18 protein-coding genes and 1 pseudogene are annotated in these 16507 nt (G+C 72.0%); 12 read left to right on the top strand and 7 right to left on the bottom strand.

Annotation, left to right across the window (positions count from 1 at the left end; all coding sequences use genetic code 11):
• The first annotated feature begins 42 nt into the window (after positions 1–42).
• Complete coding sequence (locus tag AN215_RS04745) at positions 43–849, top strand: thioesterase family protein (protein WP_070010064.1); 807 nt, start codon at positions 43–45, stop codon at positions 847–849.
• 66 nt (positions 850–915) lie between these two features.
• Here AN215_RS04745 and AN215_RS04740 read toward each other — a convergent pair whose 3' ends face one another.
• Positions 916–2379: a GntP family permease gene (locus tag AN215_RS04740; RefSeq protein ID WP_070010065.1), complete on the bottom strand. Its 1464-nt coding sequence runs from the start codon at positions 2377–2379 to the stop codon at positions 916–918.
• Between the two features lie 293 nt (positions 2380–2672).
• On the opposite strand from AN215_RS04740, the gene AN215_RS04735 reads away from it, so the two are divergent.
• The 8 genes from AN215_RS04735 (at position 2673) to AN215_RS04700 (ending at position 9442) form a co-directional block, all read left to right on the top strand.
• Positions 2673–3131 (top strand): RrF2 family transcriptional regulator, encoded by a 459-nt coding sequence (locus tag AN215_RS04735; RefSeq protein WP_070010066.1) that lies wholly within the window; start codon positions 2673–2675, stop codon positions 3129–3131.
• A 132-nt stretch (positions 3132–3263) separates the two neighbouring features.
• Positions 3264–4214 (top strand): sulfite exporter TauE/SafE family protein, encoded by a 951-nt coding sequence (locus tag AN215_RS04730; protein ID WP_245694235.1) that lies wholly within the window; start codon positions 3264–3266, stop codon positions 4212–4214.
• A gap of 389 nt (positions 4215–4603) precedes the next feature.
• Entirely contained in the window at positions 4604–4906 is a 303-nt protein-coding gene (locus tag AN215_RS04725; protein ID WP_070010068.1) for an urease subunit gamma, read from the top strand.
• 57 nt (positions 4907–4963) lie between these two features.
• Positions 4964–5296, top strand: coding sequence for an urease subunit beta (locus tag AN215_RS04720; protein WP_070010069.1), 333 nt, complete (start codon positions 4964–4966; stop codon positions 5294–5296).
• On the top strand, positions 5289–7037 hold the full coding sequence (locus AN215_RS04715; protein WP_070010070.1) for an urease subunit alpha: 1749 nt from the start codon (positions 5289–5291) through the stop codon (positions 7035–7037). Before AN215_RS04720 ends, AN215_RS04715 begins: the two co-directional genes overlap by 8 nt.
• Before the next feature lie 91 nt (positions 7038–7128).
• On the top strand, positions 7129–7797 hold the full coding sequence (locus AN215_RS04710) for an urease accessory protein UreF (RefSeq protein ID WP_070010071.1): 669 nt from the start codon (positions 7129–7131) through the stop codon (positions 7795–7797).
• Between the two features lie 122 nt (positions 7798–7919).
• A complete protein-coding gene (gene ureG / locus AN215_RS04705; RefSeq protein ID WP_070010072.1) occupies positions 7920–8648 on the top strand; it encodes an urease accessory protein UreG in 729 nt (242 codons plus the stop codon).
• On the top strand, positions 8645–9442 hold the full coding sequence (locus tag AN215_RS04700) for an urease accessory protein UreD (RefSeq protein ID WP_245694233.1): 798 nt from the start codon (positions 8645–8647) through the stop codon (positions 9440–9442). Before ureG ends, AN215_RS04700 begins: the two co-directional genes overlap by 4 nt.
• 130 nt (positions 9443–9572) lie before the next feature.
• Here AN215_RS04700 and AN215_RS04695 read toward each other — a convergent pair whose 3' ends face one another.
• Together AN215_RS04695 and AN215_RS04690 are read right to left on the bottom strand one after the other, a co-directional pair.
• A complete protein-coding gene (locus AN215_RS04695; RefSeq protein ID WP_070010073.1) occupies positions 9573–10403 on the bottom strand; it encodes an SGNH/GDSL hydrolase family protein in 831 nt (276 codons plus the stop codon).
• Entirely contained in the window at positions 10390–10959 is a 570-nt protein-coding gene (locus AN215_RS04690) for a PadR family transcriptional regulator (RefSeq protein WP_070010074.1), read from the bottom strand. The genes AN215_RS04695 and AN215_RS04690 overlap by 14 nt, the downstream gene beginning before the upstream one ends.
• A gap of 142 nt (positions 10960–11101) precedes the next feature.
• Between AN215_RS04690 and AN215_RS04685 the strand changes: the two genes are divergently transcribed.
• Positions 11102–11533 carry a nuclear transport factor 2 family protein gene (locus AN215_RS04685; protein ID WP_070010075.1) on the top strand — a complete coding sequence of 144 codons (432 nt, stop codon included), beginning with the start codon at positions 11102–11104 and terminating at the stop codon, positions 11531–11533.
• Positions 11534–11605: 72 nt separating this feature from the next.
• Here AN215_RS04685 and AN215_RS04680 read toward each other — a convergent pair whose 3' ends face one another.
• Entirely contained in the window at positions 11606–12262 is a 657-nt protein-coding gene (locus AN215_RS04680) for a response regulator (RefSeq protein WP_070010076.1), read from the bottom strand.
• A complete protein-coding gene (locus tag AN215_RS04675; RefSeq protein WP_070010077.1) occupies positions 12259–13395 on the bottom strand; it encodes a sensor histidine kinase in 1137 nt (378 codons plus the stop codon). The genes AN215_RS04680 and AN215_RS04675 overlap by 4 nt, the downstream gene beginning before the upstream one ends.
• A 132-nt stretch (positions 13396–13527) precedes the next feature.
• Here AN215_RS04675 and AN215_RS04670 point away from each other — a divergent pair, with 132 nt between their 5' ends.
• Together AN215_RS04670 and AN215_RS28385 are read left to right on the top strand one after the other, a co-directional pair.
• Positions 13528–14259, top strand: coding sequence for a class I SAM-dependent methyltransferase (locus tag AN215_RS04670; protein ID WP_070010078.1), 732 nt, complete (start codon positions 13528–13530; stop codon positions 14257–14259).
• A pseudogene (locus AN215_RS28385) lies at positions 14256–14726 on the top strand (DedA family protein); the annotation flags it as partial. The gene AN215_RS04670 and the pseudogene AN215_RS28385, both read left to right, overlap by 4 nt.
• Positions 14727–14913: 187 nt before the next feature.
• Here the strand turns inward: AN215_RS28385 and AN215_RS04665 are convergent.
• Both AN215_RS04665 and AN215_RS04660 read right to left on the bottom strand, forming a co-directional pair.
• The gene (locus AN215_RS04665) at positions 14914–15906 is read right to left on the bottom strand and encodes a hypothetical protein (protein ID WP_245694231.1); all 993 of its coding nucleotides are present in this window, start codon (positions 15904–15906) and stop codon (positions 14914–14916) included.
• 137 nt (positions 15907–16043) lie between these two features.
• The gene (locus AN215_RS04660; RefSeq protein ID WP_070010080.1) at positions 16044–16478 is read right to left on the bottom strand and encodes a PaaI family thioesterase; all 435 of its coding nucleotides are present in this window, start codon (positions 16476–16478) and stop codon (positions 16044–16046) included.
• Positions 16479–16507: the final 29 nt, after the last annotated feature.

Here is a 16507-nt window from a genome sequence, read left to right as displayed (position 1 = left end):
AGTAGCCTTCTTGGCGACCAGCCAGCGGGCAGGAGAACAGCCGTGACAGCACAGACCAGTTCCGCCGAGGCCTTCTTCGAGCAGGTGTCGGACGACCGGTACGTACCGACCGAGAACACCCGCGGCCCGTGGTCCGCCGGCAGTCAGCACGCAGGACCGCCCGCCGCGCTGCTGGGACGGGCGGTGCGGACGCGTACGGGCGCCCGTGAGGACATGCGCCTGGCCAGGATCACCTTCGAGATCACCCGCCCCGTTCCGCTGAAGCCGCTGACGGTGGTCACGCGCGTGGTCCGCGAGGGGCGCAGCGTCGAACTGGTGGAGGCGTCCCTGACACCGGAGGGCGGCGAGGAGGTCATGCGGGCCCGGGCGCTGCGCATCCGCACGCTGCCCGGCGCGGTGCCGCAGGTGACGCCGGAGCCGGAGGTTCCGGGCCCCGGGAGCGCGGAGCCGGAGCCCTTCTTCCCCGTCCCGTGGGACGTCGGCTACCACACGGCCATGGAGACCCGATTCGTGCACGGCTCGTTCCTCGCACAGGGGCCGGCGGCCTGCTGGATGCGGATGCGCGTCCCCCTCGTCGACGGGGAGAAGGTCTCCCCGCTGGACCGCGTGCTGACCGCGGCGGACTCCGGCAACGGGGTCAGCAACGTGCTGGACTTCTCCCAGCACGTCTTCGTCAACCCCGACTTGACGGTGCATCTGCACCGCCACCCGGTGGGCGACTGGGTCTGCGTCGACGCCCGTACGAGCATCGACGCGGCCGGTGTCGGCATGTCGGAGGCGGCGCTCCACGACGAGCACGGTCCGATCGGCCGGGGCGTGCAGAGCCTGTTCGTGGCGCCCCGGGACTGAGACGGACGCCGGTCACCGGGAGCCGGGCGAGGCTTCCCGGTGACCGAATCCCGTTCCAGGTCCGGCTCAGGTGACGGTCCACAGGGCCGCGGCGATCACGAACGCCGCCAGGCCCAGAGTCGTCTCCATGACGGTCCAGGTCTTCAGAGTCGTCTTCTCGTCCATCCCGAAGAAGCGGCTGACCAGCCAGAAGCCCGAGTCGTTCACGTGCGAGAGAACGGTGGCCCCCGCAGCGACGGCGACGACCAGGAGAGCGATCTGGACGTCTCCCAGGCCGGCGTCGGCAACGGCACTGCCGAGCAGACCGGCCGTGGTGGTCAGGGCGACGGTCGCCGACCCCTGGGCGACCCTCAGCAGCGTGGCGATGACGAACGCCTGGACGATCAGCGGCATCCCCAGTCCCTCGAGCGACCCGCTCAGCGCCGCGCCGATGCCGCTGAGCTCGAGGATGCCGCCGAACATGCCGCCGGCGCCGGTGATCAGAATGATCGAGCAGACCGGCCCGAGAGCGCTGTCCAGGATGCCGGTGATCCGCGCGAGGGACGCACGGGGACGTCCGAGCACGGCGATCGCTACGAGCACCGTGATCATCAAGGCCACCGGGGTGTCACCGAGCAGCCGGAGGAAGGCGACCCAGCCCGCGTCCTCGGCGACTGCCTTGGCGGTGACGAGCGTGTCCACGACCGTGCCGAGCGAGATCAGAACCAGCGGGAGCAGCAGCAGGGAGAGGACCGTCGCGAAGGCCGGCGGGCGCCCGCCGGCAGGTCCGTCCTTGTCCCCGCCGTCGCCGTCTCCCCCGCGGCCGGCGTCTGCCTCGCCGTCTGCGCCTGCGTCTCCGGCAACGTCCTGGCCGCCGTTGACCTTGCCGAAGAGCGCTTCGGGCACGGCCACGTCGAGCCTTGCTCCCAGGTAGCGGGAGACCGGCATGACGCCGACGTACCACGCCACGACGGCGATCGGTATGCCGACGAGCATCGTGACGGCGATGCTGCCGTCGAAGGCCTCCGCCGCCGCCACCGGCCCAGGGTGCGGCGGAACTATGGCGTGCATGGCGGCGAAGGCGCCCGCTGCCGGCAGCGCGTACAGCAGAAGCGAGCCGCCGAAGCGGCGGGCGACCGTCAGGATGATGGGCAGGAAGATGACCAGTCCGGCATCGAAGAAGATCGGGAAGCCGAACAGCAGCGATGCCACGCCGAGCGCCAGCGGCGCCCTCTTCTCCCCGAACCTGCTGATCAGAGTGTCGGCCAGGGTCTGCGCGCCGCCGGTCATCTCCAGCAGGCGGCCCAGCATGACGCCGAAGGCGACGAGCAGCGCGACCGATCCGATCGTGTCCGCGAAGCCGTACATCAGGGCGTCGGGAATCTTGGCGAGCGGGAAACCGACGGCGACCGCCGTCACCACGCTCACCAGTACCAAGGCCACGAAGGCATGGAGCTTCACCTTCATGATCAGGAAAAGGAGCAGGGCTACGGCGCCGGCCGCTATCAGCATCAGGACGGCTGTGCCGTATGCCGGTTCAATTGCTTCCATCGAGGTGCTCCGGACGTCATCTTCCCAGGTCGGTTGCGACGCTGCCGCGGTGCCACCGTGGGCTCATCGCGGGCATACTCAAACTCATACGTACGACTTATTCAAGGGTTAGGACCTTCATAGTCATACTTAATTTGCCGAGAGGGCTCCGCCCGGTCGCGCCGCCGGGAGTGACAGGCACCGGCACGGGAACGACGGACCGCGGACCGCGCCGAGCGGACGCACCAGGCCACTCCAGGAGCGACGTGCGGTCCCTGGGACCGCGCGGTCCGCGGGTGCAGGAGAATGCCGGTATGCGGATCTCGGCGAGAGCGGACTATGCGGTGCGTGCCGCGCTGGAACTGGCGGCCGCGGGTGACGACTGCCCGCTCAAGACCGAGCGGATCGCGGAGGCGCAGGGCGTCCCCCGCAAGTTCCTGGAGGGCATCCTCAACGACATGCGCCGGGGCGGTCTCGTGGTCAGCCGGCGCGGCGGGCAGGGCGGCTACAAGCTCGGGGCACCTCCCGAGACGATCACCGTCGCGGACGTGATCCGCGTGGTGGACGGCCCGCTCGTGTCCGTACGCGGCGAGCGTCCGCCCGCGCTGTCGTACACGGGCCCGGCCGAGTCGCTGCTGCCGCTGTGGATCGCCGTACGCGCCAACGTACGGGCGATCCTGGGCGAGGTGACGCTCGCCGACATCGCACGCTCCGAGCTTCCCGAGCGGGTGTACAAGCTCGCGGAGCAGCCCGAATCGTGGACGAATCCCTGATCACCGATCCCTGATCGTGTCCAGCTGACGAGACGCCCTTGACCTGCCGCCGGACCGTCGGGCAGATTTCCCTATCAAAGCGGTAGGAATACTAGGGATCCAGATCGGGGCAGCATGCGTACGCTCATCCTCTTGGCGCTCGCGGGCCTGGGGGCCCAACTGGTCGACGGCAGCCTGGGAATGGCCTACGGCGTCACGTCGACGACGCTGCTGCTCGCCGTGGGCACCAACCCCGCGGCCGCGTCCGCCACGGTGCACCTGGCCGAGATCGGCACGACGCTGGTCTCCGGCGCCTCGCACTGGCGCTTCGGCAACGTGGACTGGAAGGTCGTGGCGAAGATCGGCGTACCGGGCGCCGTCGGCGCGTTCGCCGGTGCCACGGTGCTCTCCGGCCTGTCCACCGCCGTCGCCGAGCCCGCCATGGCTCTCATCCTGCTCACCCTGGGCCTCTACCTTCTGGGCCGCTTCACCTTCGTGGGCTTCTCCTCCCAGAACCTCGGCAAGCCGCTGCGGAAGCGTTTCCTCTCCCCGCTGGGCCTTGTCGCCGGATTCGTCGACGCCACCGGAGGCGGGGGCTGGGGCCCGGTCGGCACTCCGGCCATCCTCGCCAGCGGGCGGCTTGAGCCGCGCAAGGTGATCGGCTCGATCGACACCAGCGAGTTCCTCGTCAGCGTCGCGGCAAGCATCGGGTTCCTGGCCGGGCTGGGCTCCGAGGGCATCGACCTCGCGTGGGCGGGAGCGCTGCTGGTGGGCGGCGTGATCGCGGCACCGATCGCGGCCTGGCTCGTCCGGCACGTTCCGCCGCGCGTCCTCGGTTCGGCCGTCGGCGGCATCATCGTCATCACCAACACGCGCACGCTGCTCGGCAGCGACTGGATCGGTGCGGGCGGCTCGGTGAGCTGGGCCGTGTACGTGGTGCTGTACGCGGCCTGGGCGGCGGCGCTGGCGTACTCCATCCGGGAACACCGCCGCAACTCCGCCCGCGAGCGGCAGGAGGCGCGCACCGGCTCCGGCGCCGAGTCCGAGACGGCGGGCGCGGGCACCGGCGGGGGCGCCGCGAAGGAAGGCGCGCCCTCGGCCTGACGAGAGCCGGCCGCCCAGAGTCCGCCACGCGGCGGGCACCGACGCGGCCGGCCGCACGCGATGCGGAGGACGGCGCTGGACGGCCGCCACGGCGCGGCCCGTTCGGTTCCTGCCCGTACGGCCAGGTCCCGCCGCCCGGTTCGCGCTCCCATGGCCGTCCTCTCGCGGTATCCGCGGCCGCGGCAGCCACGCCTGTGAACCGCGTGTTGCAGTCCCTCGGCGCTCCCCGGTCCGGCCTTCCGGGGGCGCCTCTCATGCCTTCGGTACTCCCCCAGGTACCACCGACGCCGCGTTAACGCCGGTGAAACGCCTGCGGCATACGCTGCCCCGACCCGCGGGCAACCACCCCGCCGCGGGGAGACGTGACGGGGCGCCGGCGGGAGACGACGATGCAGCTGACACCGCACGAGCAGGAGCGTCTGCTCATCCACGTAGCAGCGGACGTCGCGGACAGGCGCCTGCGGCGCGGCGTACGGCTGAACCACCCGGAGGCCGTCGCCTTGATCACCTCACATGTGCTGGAGGGCGCACGGGACGGCCGCTCCGTGGCCGATCTGATGGACTCCGGCCGTTCCGTCCTCGGACGCGAGCACGTGATGGAAGGCGTCCCCGAGATGCTCCGCGACGTACAGGTCGAGGCGACCTTTCCCGACGGCACCAAGCTCGTCACCGTTCACAGCCCCATCCCCTGACACGTCCCGCCCCGCACAGCTGGGAGCGCGGGAGAGGGCGGAAAGGAGCACCGCCGAGTGATCCCCGGAGAGATACTGCACGCCGCCGGGCCGGTGCCGCTCAACGAAGGAGCGGACGTCGTCCGGCTCACGGTGCTCAACGGCGCCGACCGGCCCGTACAGGTCGGTTCGCACTACCACTTCGCCGAGGCCAACCCTGGGCTCCGATTCCACCGCGCCGCCGCGTACGGCAGACGCCTCGCGATCCCCGCGGGCTCGGCCGTGCGGTTCGAACCGGGCGTTCCCGTCGAGATCGGGCTCGTCCCGCTGCGGGGGCGGCGCGTGGTCGCGGGCCTGCGGGGGCAGACCGGCGGCCCCCTCGACGCCGGCGGAGGCACGGACGATGGCTGATGCGGATACGGCCGGCGCTGGCGGCGTTCTCTCCAGGAGCGACTACGCCGGCCGGTACGGCCCCACGACCGGCGACCGGATCCGTCTCGCCGACACGGAGCTCTTCGTCGAGGTCGAGGAGGACCGCTGCGGAGGTCCAGGACGCGCGGGTGACGAAGCCGTGTTCGGTGGCGGCAAGGTCATCCGCGAGTCCATGGGCCAGGCCCGCACGACCCGCGCGGAAGGCGCGCCCGACACCGTCGTGACCGGCGCTCTCGTCCTGGACCACTGGGGCGTGGTCAAGGCGGACGTCGGTATCCGCGACGGCCGCGTCACCGCACTGGGCAAGGCGGGAAATCCGGACATCATGGACGGCGTGGACCCCGCTCTCGTCATCGGGCCCGAGACCGAGATCATCGCCGGGAACGGCAAGATCCTCACCGCGGGGGGTGTGGACACCCACGTCCACTTCGTGTGTCCCCAACTTGTCGACGAGGCCCTGGCGTCCGGTGTCACAACCCTGCTGGGCGGCGGAACAGGCCCGGCAGAGGGCACCAAGGCGACCACGGTGACCCCGGGCCCTTGGCACCTGGCTCGCACCCTCGCGGCCATGGACGCGATGCCCGTCAACGTCGGGCTGCTGGGCAAGGGGAACACGGTCTCGCGTAAGGCTCTTCGCAGCCAACTCCGGGGCGGGGCCGTCGGATTCAAGATCCATGAGGACTGGGGGGCGACGCCGGCGGTCATCGACGCGTGTCTCGGCGTCTGCGAGGAGAGCGGGGCTCAGCTCGCCGTGCACACCGACACGCTGAACGAGGCCGGCTTCGTCGGGGACACGCTCACAGCGATCGCGGGACGCGGCATTCACGCCTACCACACGGAAGGCGCGGGAGGGGGGCACGCACCGGACATCATCACCGTCGTCGGCCGGCCCAACGTGCTGCCGTCCTCGACCAATCCGACCCGGCCGCACACCGTCAACACCGCCGAGGAACACCTCGACATGCTGATGGTCTGCCACCACCTCGACCCGGCCGTCCCCGAGGATCTGGCCTTCGCCGAGTCCCGCATCCGGCCCTCCACCATCGCCGCCGAGGACGTCCTGCACGACATGGGCGCCATCTCGATCATCTCCTCCGACGCCCAGGCCATGGGCCGCGTCGGTGAAGTGATCGTGCGCACCTGGCAGACCGCGCATGTGATGAAGCTCCGCCACGGTGCGGCAGCCGGTGACGGCCACGCCGACAACGCCCGCGCCCGCCGGTACGTCGCCAAGTACACGATCAATCCCGCCGTCGCTCAGGGCGTCGACGCCGAGATCGGTTCCGTCGAGGCGGGAAAGCTCGCCGACCTGGTTCTGTGGGACCCGGCGTTCTTCGGCGTGAAGCCCCAACTGGTCATCAAGGGCGGGCAGATCGCGTACGCGCAGATGGGCGATGCGAACGCGTCCATCCCCACTCCGCAACCCGTACTGCCACGGCCCATGTTCGGTGCTCTGGGCCGCGCTCCGGCCGCCAACTCGCTCAACTTCGTCAACGAGGCGGCGCTGGCGGACGGTCTGCCCGAACGACTGGGCCTCGGCAAGCAGTTCACAGCCGCAGGGAACACCCGCGGCGTCACGAAGGCCGACATGCGCTGCAACGATGCGCTGCCGCACGTCACCGTCGACCCCGACACCTTCACCGTCACCGTGGACGGCGAACCCGTGGATCCCGCACCCGCGGCCGAACTTCCCATGGCACAGCGGTACTTCCTCTTCTGACTCATCCGACCCATCCCACCCATCCAACCCATCCAACCCATCCGACTCACCGACTCGCCCGACTCACCGACTCGGAAAGGGCACGACTGCGATGACCGTGGCAGCAGCTCTCCTCGTCCTGACCGACGGGCGCTTCCCCGCCGGAGGGCATGCACACTCCGGCGGAGCCGAGGCCGCTGTGCGCGCGGGCCGCGTCACCGACTCGGCCACCCTGGAGGACTTCTGCCGTGGACGCCTGCACACGGCGGGGCTGGTGGCCTCGGGGCTCGCCGCCGCAGCGGCAGCCGGCGTCCACGACCCCCGCACCCTTGACGAGGCGGCCGACGCCCGTACGCCCTCCCCGGCCCTGCGCCGTACGTCCCGCAGGCTCGGCCGCCAGCTGATGCGCGCCGCGCGCGCCGCATGGCCCTCACCCGCGCTCGACGCCCTTGCCGCAGCACGTCCGCAAGGCGCACACCAGCCCGTCGTGCTCGGGCTCGTGGTCGCAGCGGCCGGGCTCACCCCGCAGGACGGTGCGTACGCCGCCGCGTACGAATCGGTGTCCGGACCGGCCACCGCAGCGGTCCGGCTGCTCGCCCTCGACCCTTTCGAAGCCACGGCTGTGATCGCGCGGCTGGCTCCCGACATGGACGGCGTCGCCGGTGAGGCCGCTGAAGCCGTGCGCGGCGGCGTCGACGCCCTTCCGGCGGCATCTGCGCCGCTGCTGGAAGTCACCGCGGAGCAGCACGCGGCATGGCCGGTGCGTCTCTTCGCGTCGTGAGGCCCGGGACCGTGGCCTCACCGACCGTCCGCGGGCACCGCCCCGCTGCGTCCCCGACGCGACGTTGCCGTCCGGCACCTGACCCTTCCGCTCTTCGCACGCCCCTCCGAGGAGTCACCACCATGCACAAGGAACACGCCGAAGCCTTCCCACAGCGGCACAGTCACAGCGCCGGACCGCCACTGGGCCCCGCGCCGGGCCGTCCGGACGGTTCCCGCCGCGCTCTGCGGATCGGGCTGGGCGGGCCCGTCGGTTCCGGCAAGACCGCCACCGTGGCGGCACTGTGCCGCACGCTCCGCGAGGAGTTCTCCCTCGCCGTGGTCACCAACGACATCTACACGCGTGAGGACGCGGCCTTCCTGCTGCGCGCCGCCGTGCTGGCACCGGAGCGGATAACCGCCGTGGAGACCGGCGCCTGTCCGCACACCGCGATCCGCGACGACATCTCCGCAAACCTCGAAGCGGTCGAGGACCTCGAGAGGGCGGCGGCCCCCCACGGCGGTCTCGACCTGGTCCTCGTCGAGTCCGGCGGTGACAACCTGACCGCCACCTTCTCCAGGGGCCTCGTCGACGCCCAGATCTTCGTCATCGACGTCGCGGCCGGGGACGACATCCCCCGCAAGGGCGGCCCGGGCATCACCACGGCCGACCTCCTCGTCATCAACAAGACCGACCTCGCCCCGTACGTCGGATGCGATCCGGCCGCCATGGCCGCGGACGCGAAGACACAGCGCGGCCGCCTTCCCGTCGTCCTCACCTCGCTCAACTCCGAGGACGGCGTGGCGCCCGTGGCGGACTGGACGCGCACCCGCCTCGAGGCCTGGCAGCAGCGGGAGACAGTATCCCAGTGACCGGGCCGGTCACGGCCATGGCCGGCCGGAAGCCGCTGGCGCACCCCTCGGCCGTATGTGCCACCGCCCGCGTCACTGCCGTCGCGGACGGACGTGGCGGCAGCGCGGTCTCGGTGATCCGCGGCGAAGGGCCGCTCGCGCCGCGTCTGACCGGGAGCGCGGACGGTGACGCTCGTGTCACCCTCGTCGGTGCGATGAGCGGGCCGCTCGGCGGCGACCGGCTGGCCCTGGACGTACGGGTCGAGGACGGGGCAGGGCTGCGGATGGACTCCGCCGCCGCCACCCTCGCGCTGCCGAACCGGGACGACGCGGCCTCCCGTTACGACGTACGGCTGTCCGTGGGCGAACACGGACGGCTGCAGTGGCGGCCCGAACCGCTCATCTCGGCGTCGCGCAGCGTCCTGCGGCAGACCGTTCACGCGGAACTCGCGCCGACCGCCCGCCTGTTTCTGCGGGAAGTGTCGGTCCTGGGACGCAGCTGCGAGGAGCCGGGACGGCTCACCACCTGCCTGTCGGTCAGGATCAGCGGCCGCCCGCTCCTCCAGCAGCGGCTCGACTTCGGCCCTGGCGCACTCGGCTGGGACAGCGCGGCCGTACTGGGCGGGCACCGGGCCGTGGGTCAACTGCTCGTGGTCGACCCGGAGCTGGACGCGGCGCCGGCGGAGCCCGGGGTACCGTCCCCCGGCGCGGTGGTCACGCCGCTGGCCGGTCCCGCCGTGCTGGTCACGGTACTCGGCGAGGACGCCCTCGCCGTGTCACGCGTACTCAACGAGGCGCTGCCATGGGTGAGTTGACGGCCGAACCCGCTTCCCGGCCGCGTGCCGGAGGCCTGCCCCGCCGCGCGCCGCCGGACGCCACCCTGACCGTCGGGAGGTGAGCCGGTTCCGCGCGCGGCGACGGGTGGCTCCGCCGCGCCGCTTCAGCTCATGTCGCAGGCCTTCCCCCGGCCTCCGGCGTGGACGGCCCGCCGGGGGCCCCTTCGGAGATCACTCGCTCGAGCCCCGGACGCTTCGCGGTGCGCCCGTCACCGGATGACCGGCCGCGCAGCCGCCGCACGAGCCAGGGTCCCAGGAACGCCGCGCTCCAGCGCAGTTCCGCTGCCGGACCGTACCGCCCTGTAGTGGCGGCCCCTGGCGGCAGCGGCAGCGTCCAGGTGTCGTCGCTGCCCGGCAGCCCGAGCGCATGCGAGAAGGCCGCGGCGATCCGCGCATGACCGGGCGGGGCGGCGTGGAGCCGGTCCGCGCTCCACATCCGCGGGTCGGCGGTGACAGCGTGCGCGGCGGTCTCTGCGACGGTGACGCCGTGACGGCCGGCCGCCTGCCGGATGCGGTCGTTGAGGACGGACACGCGGGACCTCAGCGGCCGGGCGAGAGGAATGACCTTCCCGATGTCGGGGAAGGTCAGCGTGGCGACGCGGGCCCCCGCGTCCGTGAACGCGGCGAACATCTCCTCCAGGTGGCCGGCCACCTCGGCGGCTTCGAAGCGGGGCCGCAGCAGATCGTTCATCCCGGCCACGACGGTGACCAGATCGGGACGCAACGCCAGGGCAGGGCCGAGCTGTTCGGCGCGTACCTGACCGGCGACACGGCCCCGTACGGCCAGATTGGCGTAGCGGACCGAGGGGTTGACGGCGGCGAGGTGTTCGGCGAGACGGTCCGCCCACCCACGCAGGCCCACGGACTCGTCGCCGTCGCCGACCCCTTCCGTCTGGCTGTCTCCCAGAGCCACGTAGCGCACATACTCACCGTCGGACACCGGCCGGCCTCCTCTCCCGCAGAACGTCCGCGACGTGGCGGCACCAGTCCCGGTGGCCCTCCTCGAAGGCCAGGCCGCGCAGGCAGGTCAGATACGGACCGATCCGTTCGCCGCCTCGCAGGAACTCCTCCTCGTCCATGTCGCCGCGCATCCGCCGCAGCAGGTCGGTGAAGAGCGCGATCCTGGCTCCCGCGGCCGACGCGCGCTCTTCGAGCTGCTCGATCACCGGGCCGGCGTCGGTGCGGTCGACGGCCTGGACCTTCACGAGCAGGTCGTCGCGGATGAACGAGGGTTTCGCCGCCGCCGCCGCGAACTGCTCCAGCTCCGCGAAGCCCGCTTCGGAGACCCGGAAGAGGCGCTTGTTGGGGCGGGTCTCCTGTACGACCTGACGCCCCGTGACCAGTCCTTCCCGCTCCAGCTTGGCGAGTTCGGCGTACAGCTGCTGCGGCATGGCGTGCCAGAAGTTGGCGACGCCCACGTCGAACGCCTTGGCCAGCTGGTAGCCGCTGTACTCGCCGTCCAGCAGCGCAGCCAGTACGGCATGCCTCAGAGCCATCGCAGCCGCCCCTTCCCAGCGTTCGTCAGTCCGTGCATGATACTCAAGAATGTGAGTAGTCAGATTCTTGAGTATCACCTTGTATCAACAGGCCGGTGACGGCACCGGGCCGGCCGCAGTGCCCGAGCATCAGGAGGGGACCATGGAGACCGCAGCACGCTTCCGCGCCGCTGTCGAGGCAGGCGACCACGCCGCGCTGGAGGACCTGTTCACCGAGGACGTCCGCTTCTACAGCCCGGTGAAGTTCGCCCCCTTCGAGGGGCGGCCCATGGTGATGGGGCTCTTCGGCGTCCTGCTGCGCACCTTCGAGGACTTCCGCTACGTGGGCCGGTTCGAGGGAAGCGCCCTGACCAGCACCGACGGCGGGGAGGCTCCGGCGGAGATCCTCGTCTTCCGGGCCACGGCGGGCGGCAAGCAGATCCACGGCATCGACCTGCTGCACTTCGACGAGGCAGGCCTGATCAAGGAGTTCACCGTGATGGTCCGCCCGCAGTCCGCGGTGAACGCCCTGGGCGAGGCGGTGCTCGCCGGGCTCGTGGCCGCGGGCCTGGCCCCTGGGCCCGCCGGCGGCTGACCTGACCGGACGGGCCGCCGTCCTGCACTCCGTTCACGGGACGGGGCCCTCGGCCTCACCCGCGACGCGGCCTCACCGCCGGTCGGTGAGGCCCGCGTCGCGGGCAAGCAGCGCCGCCTGGACGCGGTTGGCGACCTCCAACGCGGTGAGGATGCGGCTGACGTGGGCCTTGACGGTGCTCTCGCGCATGCCGAGGCCCGCGGCCACGTCGGCGTTGGTGTCTCCCCTGGCGAGCAGGGTCAGCACCTCGCGTTCGCGGGGCGTGAGCCGATCGATGCTCCTGCGGGCGGCGGCCGCCTGGGGACGGCTGGTCGCGTGGTAGCGGTCGATGAGGCGGCGCGCCGCGGCGGGATGGAGCATGGCCGAGCCGGCGGCGACGAGGTGGACGGCGCGGATGATCTCGGCGGGCCGGGTGTCCTTGAGCAGGAAACCGTCGGCACCGGCGGCGAGGGCGTTGTAGACGTACTCGTCGAGGTCGAAGGTGGTCAGCGTGATCACCTTCGGGGGGTGCGGCAGCGCACGCAGATGTGCGATGGCGGCGATGCCGTCCAGGCGGGGCATCCGGACGTCGACCAGGGCGACGTCGACGTGGTGGGCCCTGGCCAGTTCGACGGCGTGCAGGCCGTCGGACGCCTGGGCGGTGACCTCGATGCCGTCCTCGCCGTCGAGGAGGTCGGCCAGGCCGAGGCGTACCAGGGCGTCGTCGTCGACGATCATGGCGCGGATCATGTACGGACGCCGTTCTGCTCGATGTCTGCGGAGTAGGGGATGCGGGCGGCCAGGCGCCAGGTCCCCGCACCGTCGGGCCCGGTCTGCAACCGTCCGCCGAGCGCGGTGACACGCTCGCGCAGACCGACCAGCCCGAAGCCGGAGCCGGCCGTGTCCGCCGCCGCGCTGCCGGGGCCGTTGGTGACCTCGACGACGGTGACGGGCGGCCCGTAGTCGATCCGGACGGTGACCGGTGCGCCCCCGGCGTGCTTGCGGGCGTTCGTCAACGCCTCCTGAACCAGACGATAGACGGCCAGTCGGTGAACGGTGGGGGCTTGTGAGGGCTGCCCCTCGACGTTCATCTCTATCTGCTGCCCCGCCGTGTGGCCCTCCTCGACCAGCTCGCCGACCTCACGCAGAACAGGCGCGGGAGCAGCCCGCTCGACGGAGTCCTGACGGCCGTGCAGGGCACCCAGGATGTCGCGCAGGTCGCCCAGGGCTTCGGTCGAGGCGGTGCGGAGCAGAGCGAGGCGTTCTGCGACCACCTCGGGCAGCGTGCCGGTCGTGGCGGACAGTACGCCGGTGTGCAGTGCGATGAGGCTCAGCCGGTGGGCCAGTACGTCGTGCATCTCGGCGGCGATGCGGGAGCGTTCGGCGGCGCGGGCGGCCTCCTCCCGCAGTTCGCGCTCGATGAGCAGATGCTCGACCTGAGCGTTCAGCACCTTCACCTCGCGGCGCTTGCCCACCCACTGACCGACCCCCACGACGATCAGCAGGAGCAGGCTGAAGCGCAGCGTGAAGGACGAGGTCGCCGAGGACAGCATCGCCTCGGTGACCAGCACGGCGGCGCCGCAGCCCATGGCCACGACGGTGCGGCGGCGCGCGGCCAGGTCGAACAGGGCTAGCAGCAGCAGCGGCAGCAGCGGCCACCCGAAGAGCCCTGTCGCCGCGGCGGCGAGGAGCGGGGCGACGGACCAGTGGAGGCGGGAGCGGGCCAGCAGGGCCAGCCCGCACAGCACCGCAGCCGTGGAACTCACGCTCACATACCCGCCGTCGGTGGACACGGCGCCGTACTGGACGGCGGCGAAGGTCAGCAGCAGTACGAGACCGTGGCGCCCGTAGGCGACCCGTGAAGGGTTCGCTGTCCAACTCACCCGGCGATCCTAGGCACCGTCCAGGTGACCTTCCTCCGGCGATCTTCCATGCCGTCCCCCTACTTTCGTAGGGGGACGCCGTCGCACAACGGCGGAGCCGCGGGTGCGGCGCCGGTTCCTAGCGTCGGCCCCATGAGCCACTCGACCACCTCTCGCCACCGTGCACCCGCACAACGTCCCGCCGACAGCTGGACGTTCCTGATGGAGGCAGCCCGCGACCTCCGTACCGTCGGCGCGGTCGCGCCCAGCGGCAAGTCACTGGTCCGTGCCCTGATCGAACCGGTCGGCGCACAGGCGGAACGGCCGCTGAGCGTCCTGGAGGCGGGAGCCGGAACCGGAGCGGTCACCCGCGCCCTGATCCGGGAGCTGCCACCGGGCAGCCACCTCGATGTCGCCGAGGCCAACCCGCGGTTCGCCGGCCGGCTGAGCGAACTCGTCGACACGCACCCGCAGTTGGCCGGACGGCGGGGGCAGGTCCGGATACACGCCGCCTACGTCGAGCGGCTGGACACCGCCCGCCGCTACGACGTGATCGTCTCCGGGCTGCCCTTCACCAACTTCTCCCCCGGGCAGGTCGAGACGATCATGGACCGGTATCTGGAACTGCTGCGTCCCGGCGGCACCCTGACCTACTTCGCCTACCGCGGCACCGCGCGGGCCCGCTCCCTGTTGGCGTCCGCGGCCCAGGCGCACCGGCACCGGGCCGTGGAACAGGTCCTGGCCGGCTACCGGCGCCACTACGCCACCGGCTGCAGCACGGTGTGGGCCAACCTCCCCCCGGCCACGGTCTGGCAGCTCAGGCGCCCCGCATCCGGAGACCCGCACCCGGCCCGGCGGAACACCGCGGCCGGGCCGCGCCGATGACCGCTGCATCCGGCGCCCTCGGCGGCATGTCCCCGGGCATCGCCCTCGCGACGGTGGCAGTGGCCGTGCTGGCCGAGTCCGTACTGCTGATCGGGGCCTTCGTCCCCACGCTCACCCTGCTGGTCGCCGCGGGCGCACTGGCGCGTACCGGGTTGCTGGACCTGCCCCTGGTGATCGCGGTCGCCGCATGTGCCGTGGTGGCCGGCGACTTCCTCGCGCACCGCACCGGACGTGTGCTCGGCGGCCGCCTGCGCGCCGGACGTCTCGGCCGTCGAGTGCCCGGTACCGCATGGCGCCGCGCCGAGGCGCTGATGGCCCGGCGCGGCGGACAGGCCGTCCTCCTCTCCCGCTTCGTTCCGGTGGTGCGCACCGTCACCCCGCACCTCGCCGGTGCGACCCGCCTGCCCTACCGGCGCATCGCTCCCTACAGCGCCGTCGCCGCCATGGTGTGGGCCTCCGCCGAGGCCGGGATCGGATACGCGGCAGCCGGCTCCGTTCCGCACTCCCTCGCCGTCGGCCCCGTACTGGCGGCGGTCGCGGCGACAGCGGCCGGAGCCGCACTGGTACGGGCGAGAACGCGCCGCCGCACTCCTCACCGTCCGGCGGCGACCGGGGGTGGACTCCGGAGCCGTCCGGCGGGCCGGGCAGGGCGTCCTAGCCCTGCTGCCCGTACTGCTGAGGGGGTGTCTGCTGCACCGGGGGTGCCTGCGGGGGCTGCTGCTGGGCGTACGGCCCGCCGTGACCGTACTGTCCCTGCTGGTACGGCTGCTGACCGTACTGCTGCTGCCCGTACGGGGGCTGCCCCTGCTGCTGTTGCCCGTACGGCTGCTGCTGGTACGGCTGCTGGTACGGCCCCTGCTGGTACGCCTGGTGCGGCTGGAACTGCCAGTGCCCGCCCGGCTGTTGGGGCTGCGGGTGAACCCCGGGCGCGGGGGCCTGGGCCGGTGCCTGCGGGGCCGGACCTCCCGGCGCCTGCTGCGGGAACCCGGTGCCCTGCTGGGCGAACGGGTTGTACTGGCCGGGCAGTTGACTGCCCGGCGGCAGATAGCGGGTGCGGCCGCTTCCGTCCTGCACGGGAGTGAGACCCGCCTGGCGCAGGACGTGCTCGAAGCGGGTGTTGCGTTTTCGGTTCCACAGGAAGCCGCCGCCGAGAGCCAGCAGAACCAGTACGTAACCCACGATGGCGACGACGGGAGTCGTCCCCTCGGCGAGGCGGCGGAGGATCAGGATCGCGAATCCCGCCGTCGCACCGAGGGCGCCGATGAGCATGCGCTTCTCGGCGTGCTTGCCGGTGAGGTCGAAGTTGATCCGCGCCTTGAGGAGTTCGAGATGGGCGGCGGCGTCGGGGAGCGGCCTGAGCTTGCCGCCCGGCTGCATCCCCGGCAGGTCGCCGCCGTCGGCCGCCTGCGGATATCGCGCATGGTTGTCCGCCGCCCGGCGCTGTGCTTCGGGGGCGGGGTCGCGGTGGAGGGTCAGCACCGTCTTGGGTGCGCGCCCGCCGCTCTGATGCGTGTCCCCGTACATGAAGCCGAACTGCTCGGCGACCAGCACCAGTCGGGCAAGCCTGGTGGCCGTCCCCGTCCTGCTGGCGACCTGCACCGTCGGTGCGACCGCCATCTCGCGCAGCATCCTGCCTGCCTGACTCACGTGCTCTGCCTCCCCCTTGGCGAACGTCCCGGGCAGCATACGTGCCGGGTCCGGAGGCTGGGCCGGGGGCCGGTGCCGCCGGTCGCGCCGGCGGTTGTCAGCGCGGAACGCACCGCCGCTCCCCCGTCCAGGCGTCCCTACGCGCCGGAGGGCGGCGGGGTCACGAGCTGGCTCTGCGTGGTCTGCCCGACGCGCCGCTCCTTCTCGTCCCACAGGCTCGTCTCGACGACGATGAGCGTCCTGCCCACGTGCAACGGCCGTGCGACAGCGCGCACTTGACCGGAACGTACGCCGCGCAGAAAGTTCGTCTTCGACTCCACCGTGGTCGTCCCGGCGCCCGGCGGAAGGTTCAGGAAGGCGCAGACAGCGCCGACGGAATCCGCGAGCGACATCAGCGCACCGCCGTGCAGCACGCCTCCCGCGGTGCACAGGTCCTCCGCCCACGGCAGCGTGGCCGCGACCTCTTCGGGCGTTGCCGCCTCGATCCGGATTCCGAGACGCTGGGCGAAGGGCATCAACGCGGCGATCTGCGCGAGCGTGGGCACGGGCGTGTCCCCGGCGGGGTCCGTCATGAGCGGTCTCCTCGGTTCGTGTAGGGAGC

This window comes from Streptomyces abyssalis (genome assembly GCF_001751365.1).
GTDB classification, from domain to species: Bacteria; Actinomycetota; Actinomycetes; order Streptomycetales; family Streptomycetaceae; genus Streptomyces; species Streptomyces abyssalis.
The sequence above is the reverse complement of the archived record's forward strand: the minus strand, read 5'-3'. Positions and strand labels throughout refer to the sequence as shown.

What these genes read in the sequence shown, in the direction of transcription:
- AN215_RS04740 (WP_070010065.1), bottom strand. Translation starts at nt 2,379, where the DNA reads ATGGAAGCAATTGAACCGGCATACGGCACAGCCGTCCTGATGCTGATA.
- AN215_RS04735 (WP_070010066.1), top strand. Translation starts at nt 2,673, where the DNA reads ATGCGGATCTCGGCGAGAGCGGACTATGCGGTGCGTGCCGCGCTGGAA.
- AN215_RS04725 (WP_070010068.1), top strand. Translation starts at nt 4,604, where the DNA reads ATGCAGCTGACACCGCACGAGCAGGAGCGTCTGCTCATCCACGTAGCA.
- AN215_RS04715 (WP_070010070.1), top strand. Translation starts at nt 5,289, where the DNA reads ATGGCTGATGCGGATACGGCCGGCGCTGGCGGCGTTCTCTCCAGGAGC.
- AN215_RS04710 (WP_070010071.1), top strand. Translation starts at nt 7,129, where the DNA reads ATGACCGTGGCAGCAGCTCTCCTCGTCCTGACCGACGGGCGCTTCCCC.
- ureG (WP_070010072.1), top strand. Translation starts at nt 7,920, where the DNA reads ATGCACAAGGAACACGCCGAAGCCTTCCCACAGCGGCACAGTCACAGC.
- AN215_RS04690 (WP_070010074.1), bottom strand. Translation starts at nt 10,959, where the DNA reads ATGGCTCTGAGGCATGCCGTACTGGCTGCGCTGCTGGACGGCGAGTAC.
- AN215_RS04685 (WP_070010075.1), top strand. Translation starts at nt 11,102, where the DNA reads ATGGAGACCGCAGCACGCTTCCGCGCCGCTGTCGAGGCAGGCGACCAC.
- AN215_RS04680 (WP_070010076.1), bottom strand. Translation starts at nt 12,262, where the DNA reads ATGATCCGCGCCATGATCGTCGACGACGACGCCCTGGTACGCCTCGGC.
- AN215_RS04670 (WP_070010078.1), top strand. Translation starts at nt 13,528, where the DNA reads ATGAGCCACTCGACCACCTCTCGCCACCGTGCACCCGCACAACGTCCC.
- AN215_RS04660 (WP_070010080.1), bottom strand. Translation starts at nt 16,478, where the DNA reads ATGACGGACCCCGCCGGGGACACGCCCGTGCCCACGCTCGCGCAGATC.